We start from the raw sequence: 12,374 nt of genomic DNA on the forward strand, positions 1-12,374 counted from the left end.
TTCCTTGAGGATGGGAGACTTCTTTCGGAAAGACGTTAAAAACAAAAGCCGCCCGCTCAAATAGGCAAAACACTCTGATGGTTTGTTCATTTTTGCATCAGATGCTAGAATAAAAAAAGAGAATGATAGTTTTATTTTTGCAAAGGTTTGGTATAAGTAACAGAGTTGCCGGTTTTTTGTATTCTTTTCTGAAGGCCTGCCTTCACTGTTTGCAAAAGGAGGAAAAGAAATGGAAACCAAATCGATTCACATCACGATTGATGGCCGGGATTATGAAGCCCGCCCCGGCGAGAAAATCATCGATGTGATCAACCGGAATGATATTTTTCATCCACAAATTTGCTATTACCCGGAAGTAGATCCGATCCAAACTTGCGACACGTGTATTGCGGAAGTGAACGGGGAACTGATGCGCACCTGTTCGACGGCGGCGGAGGACGGCATGGTGGTCCGCCTCAGCGATGACCGGTCGGAAGCAGCCCGGCATGAAGCGATGGACAGGATTCTCGCCAACCACCTTTTATACTGTACGGTGTGCGACAATAACAACGGCAACTGCATCGTCCACAATACAACGGAAAAAATGGGCATCGAACATCAGAAATATCCGTTCACGCCAAAAACGGACGCAAGCGGGGTCGACTATTCCAACCCGTTTTACCGGTACGACCCGAACCAGTGCATCGCATGCGGGAGATGCGTGGAAGCCTGCCAAAATCTGCAGGTGAACGAAACGCTTTCCATTGACTGGGAAGCAGAACGCCCGCGCGTCATTTGGGATAACGGCGTTCCGATCAACGAATCGTCATGCGTTTCCTGCGGGCATTGCGTCACCGTCTGCCCTTGCAATGCACTGATGGAAAAATCGATGCTCGGCGAGGCAGGCTATTTAACCGGGCTTGAAGAGGATCTGCTCGACCCGATGATTGATCTTGTGAAAAAAGTCGAACCGGGTTACGGCAGCATTTTTGCCATATCCGAAATCGAAGCTTCGATGCGCGAACAGCGCACGAAAAAAACGAAAACCGTTTGCACCTTCTGCGGTGTCGGCTGCACATTTGAAGTATGGACAAAGGGCCGGAAAATTTTAAAAATCGAACCGAAGCATGAAGGCCCGGTAAACGCCATCTCCACTTGCATCAAAGGAAAATTCGGCTGGGATTTTGTCAATTCCGATAAACGGCTGACAAAACCGCTTGTCCGCAAAGACGGTAAATTTGTAGAAACATCATGGGATGAAGCGCTCAGCGTGGTGGCAAGCCGGCTGAAAGAAATCCATTCGCAATACGGAAAAGATGCGGTCGGTTTTATTTCTTCTTCAAAAGTCACCAATGAAGAAAACTATTTAATGCAAAAGCTGGCGCGCCAGGTATTTGAAACCAACAATGTCGACAACTGTTCGCGCTATTGCCAGTCGCCAGCAACGGACGGCCTGCTCAGAACCGTTGGCATGGGCGGCGACAGCGGCACGATTAAAGATATTGCCTCAGCCGGTCTTGTCATAATTGTCGGCGCGAACCCGGCGGAAGCCCACCCGGTCCTTGCAACTCGCATCAAACGGGCCCATAAACTGCACGGCCAGAAACTGATTGTTGCCGATATGCGCAAAAACGAAATGGCAGAGCGCGCTGATCTTTTTATCCATCCGAACCAGGGCACAGACCAGGTATGGCTGATGGCGGTGACGAAATATATCATCGACCAAGGCTGGCATGATGAAAACTTCATTGCGGAAAAAGTGAACTTTTTTGATGAATTTAAAGAAACGCTTGAAAAATACACGCTCGACTACGCTGAAAAGATGACCGGTATCCCGAAGGAAACGCTGATCCAAATCGCCGAAATGATCCATCAGGCAGACGGAACATGTATCCTCTGGGGCATGGGCGTCACGCAAAATACAGGTGGTTCCGATACGTCCGCTGCTATTTCCAATCTGCTTCTTGCAACCGGAAACTATACACGTCCGGGTACAGGCGCTTATCCACTGCGCGGGCATAACAACGTGCAAGGCGCATGCGATATGGGCACGCTGCCGGGATGGCTGCCGGGCTACCAGCATGTGGAGGATGATGCGGCACGCGAAAAATTTGAAAAAGCGTACGGCGTCAAAATCAGCAACAAACCGGGACTGAACAATATTGAAATGCTGCATGCGATTGCAGCCGGGCAGTTAAAAGCGATGTATATCATCGGCGAAGACATGGCGCTTGTCGACTCCGACGCCAACCATGTAAGCGAGGAACTTTCCAATCTTGACTTTCTTGTCGTCCAGGATGTCTTTTTCTCAAAAACGGCCCAATATGCGGATGTTATTTTGCCTGCAGCTCCGTCGCTTGAAAAAGAAGGCACCTTTACAAACACGGAACGCCGTGTGCAACGGCTATACCAGGCGCTCCCGGCTTTGGGCGAATCCAAACCGGACTGGTGGATTATCCAGGAAGTGGCAAAACGACTCGGCGCAGACTGGAATTACAGCCACCCGGGCGAAATATTTGCCGAAATGGCCAGCCTGACCCCGCTGTTTGCACAGGCAGACTACGACAAATTGGAAGGCTGGAACAGTTTCCTTTGGGGAAGCCTCGATGGTGCCAATACCCCGCTTCTTTACAAGGACGGCTTCCCGTTCCCGGACGGCAAAGCGCGGTTTGCCCTGACAGACTGGGTAAAACCGGCCGAATTTCCGGAACAATACGATTTGCATATTAATAACGGCCGGATGCTGGAACAGTTCCACGAAGGCAATCTGACCAATAAATCGGAAGGCATCGAATCAAAAGTCCCGGGCGTATTCGTTGAAGTGTCGCCGGAGCTTGCAAAAGAACGCAATCTCGACACCGGAGACCTTGTCCGCGTCACTTCCCCGTTCGGCTCGCTGCAACTGCATGTGCTGGTCACAGATCGCGTGCAGGGCAAAGAACTATACTTACCGATGCACTCGACGGAAAAAGAATCGGCGATCAACTTCTTAACCGGGCCGATTTACGATAAACGGCAAAGCACACCGGCGTTTAAACAAACGAAAGTGAAGATGGAACTGATCCGAAAAGGTGGGGAGTCACCACTGCCGAAATCAAACCACCGCGATAAGAAACGCAATCCTACACGCGGCGTGGAAGTCGAACGCAAATGGCAGCGCGAAGGCTATCAACCATTAACAGACGTACACTAAGAGAGGAGGAAAAAGGATGGCCGCTCCGATCACAGAGATTGCAAGACAGCAGCCGACGGAAGAAGAAGTCACCCGGCAAAAGCTCGAGGAATTGGAAAAACTGGTTGCCGATCATAAAGATGCGTTTGAAAATTTGATCCGGCTGATCGATGATTTCAATGATACAGGCGCACTGGAAGCCGCAAATGCAATGATTCTCGCAAAAAATGATATTTTAAAAATCGTCCTTGAGCAATTATCCCGGGAACAGGTCGTTAACCTGATCAACATGCTGCTCGGCACGGCCGGCGTCTTTATGAAAGCCGACCACGACCTTATTATCCACTTGATGAACGGTGTAGCATCAGGCTTTGATGAAGGCAAACAATTCATTGGCTCGGAGGAAAAAGTGACATTGTTCGGGCTGCTGAAATCGTTGAGCGACCCGGACGTCAACCGGGCAGTCGGTTTCGCCATTTCCTTTTTGAAGGGCATGGGAAAGGCGCTCCAGGAACCGGTGCCGAAAAAAGAAGACGTGGATAATGAAACATTGGCAAATATTTAACGCCATTCGAAAAGGAAGCACGGAAATGCGTGCTTCCTTTTTCATTGAAAATATTTTTGGTAGAGCGAACGGGCCTCTCTCTTATCTTTCGTACCGTGAATGAGCATCCTGCCGTCCGGAAATAAAACCGTCCGGTGGCCTTCAAGCGCGGTGATCATTAAGTAGCCGTTATACTCTACGGCAGCACCGCCCGCTTTCATCTCCCGCGCCATGTTTTCAAGCTCGAACGCGCCCGGATGACGGATTTGTACTGTATCCCGCCCGCATAGCACATCAGCCGATGATTGGGATTGTAGGGCCGGATAGACCGGATGCCCCCCGCATGACGGACAGTCCTTATTTTTCATTTTTCCTGCTTTGATGAAATGATGTTCGCCTTGCCAAATATCAAAAACGGCAACGGAATCGCGCGGCTTTTCCCCGGAAAGCAGTTTTAAAGCTTCCGTTGTCTCGTAAGCCGCAGTCATTTGCACAGCCGGCGCGATAATGCCTGCTGTATCGCACGTCGCGTGGTAAGCGGGGAGATGGCCAATCAGGCAGCGGAGGCAAGGCGTTTCGCCGGGAATGATCGGAAACGAAACACCACAGCTGCCGACGCAGGAGCCGTAAATCCACGGGATCCGGTATTTTTGCGCCAGGTCATTCACATAAAAGCGCGTCTCAAAATTATCGGTCCCGTCAATGATCACATCAACGCCTTCTTCCAAAATAGAAAGCAATTTCGGATCAAATGCATCGATCACATGCGCCTCGATACGGATGGTGCTGTTGATGGCTTTAAGCCGGTTTTTTGCAGCGATCGCTTTTGGCAAATGGTTGCGCGCATCTTCTTCGCAGTACAAATTTTGCCGCTGCAAATTCGTTTCATCGACATAGTCGCGGTCCACCATCGTGATTTTTCCGACCCCCGCCCGCGCCAAGCTTTCCGCAACAGCGGAGCCGAGCGCGCCGGCGCCAATTATGAGCACATGGCCTTTTGAAATGTTTTGCTGTCCGTTTTCACCGATCGGGGCAAACAGTATTTGCCGGGAATACCGTTCCATGCTCATTCCTCCTGCCTGATAAAATGCCCGCTTTTTCCGCCTGTTTTTTCGATCAGATAGGTCGGCCCGATGACCATGCCTTTGTCCAGTGCCTTGCACATATCATAGACGGTCAGCGCACATACGGACGCCGCTGTCAAAGCTTCCATTTCCACGCCCGTTTGCCCTTTCGTTTTGGCCGTTGTTTCGATGTCAAGGCGATACCCGTCTTCCCGTTTTTGCCAGCTGAACGAAATGTCAACGCCTGTCAGAGGCAACGGGTGGCACATCGGAATGACATCCGCCGTTTTTTTCGCGCCCATAATGCCGGCCACCTGCGCGACGGCAAGCACGTCCCCTTTTTTGATTTTAAAGTTTGTAATCTGTTCATAGACTTCCTTTGAAACGAGCACACTGCTTTTTGCACGCGCCGTCCTGGAGGTTTCCGGTTTTGCCGTTACATCGACCATTTTGGCGCGGCCCTGTTCGTTCATATGCGTCAAGTTTCCCATTTTTCAACCTCCGCTGACCGGCGGAATGAGGGCAACGGTATCGCCGCTATGGACCATTTCCTCATCGCGGGCAAATTCTTCGTTCACGGCCACCATCACCGCGTCCTGCTGCAAAATCCCTTTTTCCGCAAGCGTCTCGCGCAGTTCGCCTACCGTCATATTTTCGCCATTGATTTCCATTTCAGAACGGCCAGCCTGTTCTTTTAAATGAGCAAATAACAATACTTTAATCATCATTCAAACGCCTCCGGTGCCCCTGATTCGTAAAAAACCGTTTCCTTTTGGTTGCCAACCCACATTTCGCCGTTTTCCCAATGTTCTTTTTTCCAGATCGGCACCATTTCTTTGATTCTTTCAATTGCGTACCGGTTTGCCCGGTAGGCCTCATCTCGGTGCGGGGCGGAAACCGCAATCGCAACCGCAATGTCGGAGATGTCGAGGCGTCCGATCCGGTGCACGATGGCCGTTTTGGCTGCCGGGAACTGCTGCCGGATTTCGGCACCGATTTGTTCCAATTTTTTCCGGGCCATTGGTTCGTATGCTTCATATTCCAGATACAATGTTTTCTTTCCTTTTGTCATTTCCCGGACAGTGCCGATAAAAGTGACAATAGCGCCCGCATTCCGGTCGGCAACCGCCTCGATCAGTTTGGAAACGTCCACCGGTTCTTTTACAATTTCAAACATACTTTCACTCCTTTAAAAACGCTTCAACCCATTCAATGCAGCTTTTCCGGTCAAAAAGTTTTATGCAGCCGGATAACGCCGGATTCAGGCTGAAGGCGGCCCGCACATTCGGCAGGCTGAGCAAATCCCTGTCTTGTTCATCACGGAGGCAGACCACTTTCGGATAGGGCGCGTATTTGTAGCCTTCAATCAGCAGCAAATCAAGCGGCAATGTCTCGTACCAGCCGATGAGCTGCTCCAGTGCGAGTCCTTGATCGACATGCACAGCGAGAACAAACAAGCCGTCCCCTTCCACCCCGGCTGCCTGGGCGCCCGCTTCAAAGTGCCGCGTGGAATCTTTGCCGGGAGCGAGCAACGGCTTCCCGCCATGGCCGTGGTGTTTCAGTGTTCCGACCCGGTATCCGTTATCCGCCAAAGCCCGTGTCCAAAGTTCGGCAAGGGCGGTTTTACCGCTGTCTTTGCGGCCTGCGATCTGTAATATTTTCATCCCAAAGAGGCGCCCCTTCCCCGTCTTCCAGCATCAGCACATCCACCATGGTCCCTTTTATAAAACCGCGGGACCCGCCCGGCAGCACAATCAACGCATCCGCTTCTATTAAAGAGGAAACAATATTCGATTTGTCTCTTCTTACCGGAAGCGCGTGCAGCAGGCCTTCCTGATAAGAAAGTTTGGCGCGGACAAAACGGGTGAACGGGTTTGGTTTCGGGAAATCCTCCCCAAGTACAGCCTGCGTTTTTTTCAAATAAACATTTCGTTCGCCAAGCATCGTTTTTAAGTACGGGCGGACGAACAGTTCAAAACCGACGTAGCAGGCGGACGGATTGCCGGAGAGGCCGAAAAGGATTTTCCCGTCCAATTCGGCCGCCGATGTCACGCTCCCCGGGCGCATCGCCACTTTATTGAATAAAAGCGTTGCCCCCAGCTTTTCGTAGACTTTCGGAATATAGTCAAAATCGCCGACCGAAACGCCGCCCGTTGTCATGACGATATCCGCTTCCTTAACCGCCTGCCTAACCGCTTCATATGTTTCCTCGAAATCATCCTTCACAAGCCGGTAAAAAACCGGTTCGCCCCCGGCGCGGATGATTTGCCCCCAGAGCATATAGGCATTGCTGTTGCGGATTTTCCCTTTTTCGAGCGGCTCGCCGGCTTCGAGCAGCTCCGTCCCCGTTGCAATAACGGCGGCTTTCGGTTTTTTTGTGACCGGCACTTCTGTATATCCGAAAGTTGCAAGCGCCGCCATTACGCCCGGATTAACGAGCGTGCCTTTCGGGACAAGCACTTCGCCTTTTTTCATATCTTCGCCAATGCCGACAATGTTCTCACCGGGCCGGACTTTCCGTTTAATCTGCACAAATGTTTTCCCGTTCTGCACCACTTCTTTTGTGAGCTCCACCATGATCACGGCATCTGCCCCGTCCGGGATGGCGGCGCCGGTCATGATTTTCACGGCCTGATTCGGCTTTATCCCTTCATCCCATGTAAAACCTGCCCCGATTGTGGCGACAACTTCAAGGAGAACGGGGTGGTCCGCGCCCGCTTCAAGTGTGGATCCGGAAAAAATCGCATACCCGTCATACGGCGACCGTTTAAACCACGGCACGTCATGGGTTGCAGCCAAATCATCGGAAAGCACCCGGTTAAAACTGCTCTGAATCGGCACAAGCTCCTTTTCGCCTGCAAGCGGATGGGCCATCACTTTGCGGATGGCCTCCGCCACTTTGATTGGTTTTCTCATCAACATCACCGGCTTCTTTTTGTTGTAAAATATAATCTTCTTTTGTATTGATATTGGCAAACGCCTTTTCCTGCGCAAAATCGATAAATTTCAGGCGGCAGCGTTCAAAAAGCGCCCGCATGCTGAGGCGGCCTGTTTCAAGCTGCTCCCTTACTTTTTCTTTCACCCTGTTGTGAAAAACGGCAACGAGCGGCTGGATTCTCCCCTCTGCCCGGGCCACGATGGCGTCATATGCCGGATCGCGTTCTTGAAGCAGCCGGGCAACCGTTCTTTTTCCGATCCACGGCGTATCGCACGGCAACACAGCGTACCACTGGGCGTCCACTGCGAGCATCGCCGAATAAATGCCGGCGAGCGGGCCTTTTCCGCGGTAGCGGGGAAGATCGCAAATCACCTCAATCGGTCGGTTGCGCGGGATTTTTTCCGCAAGCCCGGGCCGCGCTACCACAATGATCGCCCCAGTTCCGGCGAGCGCATCCACGCTGCGTGCGACCATCTCTATGCCGCCGATTTTCGCAAGCGATTTTTCGCCGCCGAACCGGCTCGACTTCCCGCCTGCCAGAACAATTCCGGCTGTATTCATTGCCGGCTGAGCTCCCAGACAATATGCTTTAATTCCGGCAAAATGAGTTTTTTCATGGCAAGGGACACGGCGTTGCTGGAGCCCGGCATTGAAAATACGGCTTTTTTCCCGATTGTGCCGGCAAGCGCTTTGCTGAGCATCGAGGCGCTTCCGATTTCTTCATAACTTAAATAGCGGAACAGCTCGCCAAAACCGGGCATTTCTTTATCGAGGAGCGGCCGGACCGATTCCACTGTAACATCCCTTTTCGTAAAGCCGGTGCCGCCGTTCAGCAAAATGGCATTGGTGGTTTCTTTCGTCTGTAAAACCGCCTGCCTGATTTCGTCCGCTTCATCTTTAACGATGCTGTATTCCGCCGCTTCCATCCCTTCCTGTTTTAACAAATCTATCATCAGCCTGCCGCTTTTGTCTGTTTCTTCCGTCCGGGTATCGGAAACGGTGATCACTTTGCACAGCACCGGAAGATCGGCCTGTTGTTTATGTTCTTTCGTGCTCAATCCTTTACCCTCCAATATACGACATTTCGATCCGTTTTCCTCTAAAAGTCGGGTTTTTTCCCCGTTCTTGTGAGTAGCGGTCCGCCCGGTTCTGCCATATGCCTGCAATGCGGGCAGCCAGCACTTCATCGCTTGCCCCTTCCCTTATGGCGCCAAGCAGGTCCGTGCCTTGTGCGGCAAACAGGCAGGTGTATATTTTCCCGTCTGCCGACAGCCGCAAGCGCGTGCAGTCGCCGCAAAAAGGCTGGGATACGGATGAAATGAACCCGACTTCCGTATCCGTCCCTTTGTAACGGTACCGTTTGGCAACTTCCCCGTAATAATTTTCTTTCAACGGTTCAAGCGGCATTTCTTTTGAAATCATGTTGAGAATTTCTTTGCTGGTCACGACTTCATCCAGCTTCCATCCGTTCAGGGAGCCGACATCCATAAATTCGATAAAACGGAGGGAAATCCCTTTTTCCTTGAAATAGGCGGCCATCGGTACAATTTGCGAATCGTTCATCCCTTTTTTGACCACCATATTCACTTTGACTTTGATGCCCTGGCGGATGGCTTCCTCCATCCCTTCCAAAATTCTTGCCGGTTTTGCCCCGACGCCGTTGATGGCCGGAAAGATTTCCGGATCGAGGGCATCCAGGCTGACATTGATGCGCGAAAGGCCGGCCTTTTTTAACGGTGCGGCATATCGTTTCAACAGAAAGCCGTTCGTTGTCACCGATAAATCTTCAAGGCCGCTGATTTGATGGAGCATGGCCACAAGCTGATCGATGTCTTTCCGCAGCAAAGGCTCCCCGCCCGTCAGCCGGATTTTCCGGACGCCAAGGGATACAAAAAGTCTCGCAAGGCGCGTGATTTCTTCAAATGTCATGAGTTCGGACCGGTTCATAAAACAATATTTCTGGCCGTTATCGGCAGGCATGCAGTACGTGCAACGGAAATTGCAGCGGTCCGTTACCGAAATCCGCAAATCCAAAAGCGGCCGGTTCAGCTTATCGGTCAGCATGTTCTCCATCATCTCCGTTTTAAATTCTGTTTCTCTGTTAAAAATGCATTTGCCAAATGTTTGCAGGCGCCCGGCTGCCATTCTTAACCGCCAAAGTTCCCATGCCCGTCGTAAGGCGCACGCACTGGCCACGGTTTGTCATGCCGCGGGAACCCGGGCATCCTGCCGGGCGGCCCACCGCTTTCTTCGGTCCCCGGTTCTGCTTCCACGGTTCCGGGCATCTTGCCGGGCGCACACCGCTTTCTTTGTCCACGGTTGCCATGTTTGCCTGAAGCATGCCGCTTCTTTGAGAGGAATCCGGGCATTTTACCGGACGGCACGCCTTTTTCTTTGGTCCCCGGCTTTCATGTTCTGGTTCCGCACTTCCGGGCATCTTGCCGGGCGACGGCGTGTTTCAGCACCTCTTTTTTCGGGCCCTGCTGTAATACTTTCCCATTTCTGTACAAAATGACATTGTCACAAAGCAGATCAGCCTCTTCCATATTGTGGGTAACCAGTAAAACGACCCCGTGAAAATGATCGTGAAGAAACGATAAAAATTCTTCCATCACAAGTTCCTTCGTGTCCGGGTCCAATGCGGAAAAAGGTTCATCCAAAAGCAGGCAGGAGGGCTCGGTGATAAGCGTCCTCGCAAGTGCCACCCGCTGCTTTTGCCCACCGGACAGTTCAGCAGGGTAGCGGTTTTCAAAACCTTCCATTTTGATTTTTTTCAAAAAAGCAGCCGTCTTCTCTTCTATTTCCTTTTTTGGCCGCCCCTTTAAACCAAATGCAAGATTTTGTTTTACCGTTAAATGCGGAAATAGGGCGTAATGCTGGAACATATAGCCCGTATGGCGGTGCCGCGTCTTGATATCCATATGCTTTTCTTTATCAAATAATATCCGGCCGTTTAGTTCAATCTTTCCTTCATCGGGCTTGTCGATCCCGGCAATGCACTCCAGCGTCAGGCTTTTGCCGCTTCCGGACGGTCCTAAAATGCCGGTGACGCCGGGGCCCGCTTCAAACGCGGTATCCAGCTCAAATTCCGGAAATGTTTTTTTGATGTTTACGCGGAGCATGCCTGCTGCCACCCCTTCCCATCTTTTTTTCCATCCGCTTAATGCCGTACAGGACGGCCAGCGATAAAAACGTCATGATCGCAACGAGGAGCCCTGCCGTCCGTTCGTCCCCGTTCATCAGGCAATTGTAAATGGCAATGGACATCGTTTCCGTTTTTCCCGGAATGCTGCCGGCCACCATTAACGTTGCCCCGAAATCGCCAAGGGCGCGCGCAAACGCGAGCATGACGCCACTTGTGAGCCCCCGCCATGACAAAGGGATCATGACGGAAAAAAAGATATTCCATTCCGTTCGCCCCAAAAGGCGTGCTGCATGAAGGAGCGATTCATCAATACCGGCAAAAGCCGTGCGCGCCGACTGGATGAAAAATGGAATGGATACGCACATTGCCGCAATGACCGCTCCTGTCTGCGTAAACACAATCGTCACGCCGAATTGTTGTTCAAGAAACCGGCCGAGCACACTTTGCCTTCCGAGAATGACGAGTAGATAGTAACCGAGCACGGTCGGCGGCAGCACAATCGGAAGCGTCAGCAAAGCGTCTGCCACATCCGCCGCTTTTCCCTCCGACCGGCTTAATAGATAGGCTGCCAACAGTCCGGGGATAAGGGAAAAAACGGTTGAAAGCAATGCTACTTTAAAAGACAGATAAATGGGAAATAAATCGATCTGTCCCACTTGTTACTGCCCCGCAGACACTGCATAGCCGTATTTTTTCATCGTATTTTGTGCTTCTTTGCTGGCTAAGTATTGCACAAATTTCTTTGCGGCTGCCTGCTTTTTCGAGCTTTTCACAACCGCTGCCATCTGTTTCAGCTGATTGTACAGGCTGCTTGAAATGTTGGCAACATCCAGCTTTTCACCTTGCGCAAGCGAGAGGGAAACGATGCCAGCTTCTGTATTCCCCGATTTCACGTACGTCAGGGTATCTGCAATATTTTTGGCGTAAACCAATTTTGGTTTCACTTTATCCCAAATCCCCGCTTTTTGAAGCGCCTGTTTTGCCGCCAATCCGTATGGCGCAGTTTCCGGGTTGGCAATGGCGATTTTCTTCACCTCAGGGCGGGTTAAATCTTTAAGGCTGTGGATGGAAAGATGGCTGCTTTGTTTAGCCGCAATCCCGATTTTCCCGTATGCGTAGACGGTTTTTGTGCCGGGAACAAGCATGTTTTTATTCGCCAGCTGGTTGACATAATCCGCGTTCGCCGCCGCAAACACATCATACGGCGCACCATTTTCAATTTGCTGCTCCAGTTCGCCCGATGCGGCAAAAACAAGTTTCACCTTGATACCGGTCTTTTTTTCAAACTGTTTGCTGATTTGCTGGAAAGATTTTGTCAAATCTGAAGCTGCCGCTACACTGATTTCTGTTTGTTTGGATTGCTTTTTGGCGGAGCCGGATGCACTCCCTTGTGCAGAACAGCCCGCAAGCAGGAAAAGGCAAAGCAATACCATACCGAACCTTTTCATATCAAACACCAACCTTACACTTTTATAAAAGGATATGTTTTTATGATAGCCGAATATTTTTTCTTTCTCAATTTTTTCACTTAC

14 protein-coding genes are annotated in these 12,374 nt (G+C 51.1%); 2 read left to right on the forward strand and 12 right to left on the reverse strand.

Annotated features, from left to right (window positions below; translation table 11 throughout):
- The first annotated feature begins 229 nt into the window (after positions 1-229).
- Together fdhF and NSS95_RS10475 are read left to right on the forward strand one after the other, a co-directional pair.
- Positions 230-3,172 carry a formate dehydrogenase subunit alpha gene (gene fdhF, locus NSS95_RS10470; protein ID WP_110134046.1) on the forward strand — a complete coding sequence of 981 codons (2,943 nt, stop codon included), beginning with the start codon at positions 230-232 and terminating at the stop codon, positions 3,170-3,172.
- 16 nt (positions 3,173-3,188) lie between these two features.
- Positions 3,189-3,716, forward strand: coding sequence for a DUF1641 domain-containing protein (locus NSS95_RS10475; protein WP_017550278.1), 528 nt, complete (start codon positions 3,189-3,191; stop codon positions 3,714-3,716).
- A 41-nt stretch (positions 3,717-3,757) separates the two neighbouring features.
- Here the strand turns inward: NSS95_RS10475 and NSS95_RS10480 are convergent, their stop codons facing one another.
- From NSS95_RS10480 to modA, 12 genes are all read right to left on the reverse strand, one after another.
- Complete coding sequence (locus NSS95_RS10480; RefSeq protein ID WP_014097711.1) at positions 3,758-4,759, reverse strand: ThiF family adenylyltransferase; 1,002 nt, start codon at positions 4,757-4,759, stop codon at positions 3,758-3,760.
- 2 nt (positions 4,760-4,761) lie between these two features.
- A complete protein-coding gene (gene moaC, locus NSS95_RS10485; protein WP_014097710.1) occupies positions 4,762-5,250 on the reverse strand; it encodes a cyclic pyranopterin monophosphate synthase MoaC in 489 nt (162 codons plus the stop codon).
- 3 nt (positions 5,251-5,253) lie between these two features.
- Complete coding sequence (gene moaD, locus NSS95_RS10490; RefSeq protein WP_026104495.1) at positions 5,254-5,484, reverse strand: molybdopterin converting factor subunit 1; 231 nt, start codon at positions 5,482-5,484, stop codon at positions 5,254-5,256.
- The gene (locus NSS95_RS10495) at positions 5,484-5,936 is read right to left on the reverse strand and encodes a molybdenum cofactor biosynthesis protein MoaE (protein WP_017550277.1); all 453 of its coding nucleotides are present in this window, start codon (positions 5,934-5,936) and stop codon (positions 5,484-5,486) included. The genes moaD and NSS95_RS10495 overlap by 1 nt, the downstream gene beginning before the upstream one ends.
- Before the next feature lie 4 nt (positions 5,937-5,940).
- On the reverse strand, positions 5,941-6,423 hold the full coding sequence (gene mobB, locus NSS95_RS10500) for a molybdopterin-guanine dinucleotide biosynthesis protein B (protein ID WP_308928252.1): 483 nt from the start codon (positions 6,421-6,423) through the stop codon (positions 5,941-5,943).
- Positions 6,383-7,681, reverse strand: coding sequence for a molybdopterin molybdotransferase MoeA (locus tag NSS95_RS10505; RefSeq protein WP_328228466.1), 1,299 nt, complete (start codon positions 7,679-7,681; stop codon positions 6,383-6,385). The genes mobB and NSS95_RS10505 overlap by 41 nt, the downstream gene beginning before the upstream one ends.
- Positions 7,578-8,258: a molybdenum cofactor guanylyltransferase gene (mobA, locus tag NSS95_RS10510; RefSeq protein ID WP_046721540.1), complete on the reverse strand. Its 681-nt coding sequence runs from the start codon at positions 8,256-8,258 to the stop codon at positions 7,578-7,580. The genes NSS95_RS10505 and mobA overlap by 104 nt, the downstream gene beginning before the upstream one ends.
- Positions 8,255-8,755: a MogA/MoaB family molybdenum cofactor biosynthesis protein gene (locus tag NSS95_RS10515; RefSeq protein ID WP_013859968.1), complete on the reverse strand. Its 501-nt coding sequence runs from the start codon at positions 8,753-8,755 to the stop codon at positions 8,255-8,257. Before NSS95_RS10515 ends, mobA begins: the two co-directional genes overlap by 4 nt.
- A 4-nt stretch (positions 8,756-8,759) precedes the next feature.
- Positions 8,760-9,761, reverse strand: coding sequence for a GTP 3',8-cyclase MoaA (gene moaA, locus NSS95_RS10520; protein WP_026104877.1), 1,002 nt, complete (start codon positions 9,759-9,761; stop codon positions 8,760-8,762).
- Positions 9,762-10,105: 344 nt separating this feature from the next.
- Positions 10,106-10,831, reverse strand: a complete 726-nt coding sequence (locus NSS95_RS10525) for a sulfate/molybdate ABC transporter ATP-binding protein (RefSeq protein WP_328229087.1) — start codon at positions 10,829-10,831, stop codon at positions 10,106-10,108.
- Positions 10,779-11,498: a molybdate ABC transporter permease subunit gene (gene modB, locus NSS95_RS10530; RefSeq protein WP_026683719.1), complete on the reverse strand. Its 720-nt coding sequence runs from the start codon at positions 11,496-11,498 to the stop codon at positions 10,779-10,781. The genes NSS95_RS10525 and modB overlap by 53 nt, the downstream gene beginning before the upstream one ends.
- A 3-nt stretch (positions 11,499-11,501) precedes the next feature.
- Positions 11,502-12,290 carry a molybdate ABC transporter substrate-binding protein gene (modA, locus tag NSS95_RS10535; protein WP_328229088.1) on the reverse strand — a complete coding sequence of 263 codons (789 nt, stop codon included), beginning with the start codon at positions 12,288-12,290 and terminating at the stop codon, positions 11,502-11,504.
- Positions 12,291-12,374: the final 84 nt, after the last annotated feature.

It is taken from the genome of Weizmannia sp. FSL K6-3076 (assembly GCF_038007245.1).
Lineage (GTDB): Bacteria > Bacillota > Bacilli > Bacillales > Bacillaceae_C > Weizmannia > Weizmannia faecalis.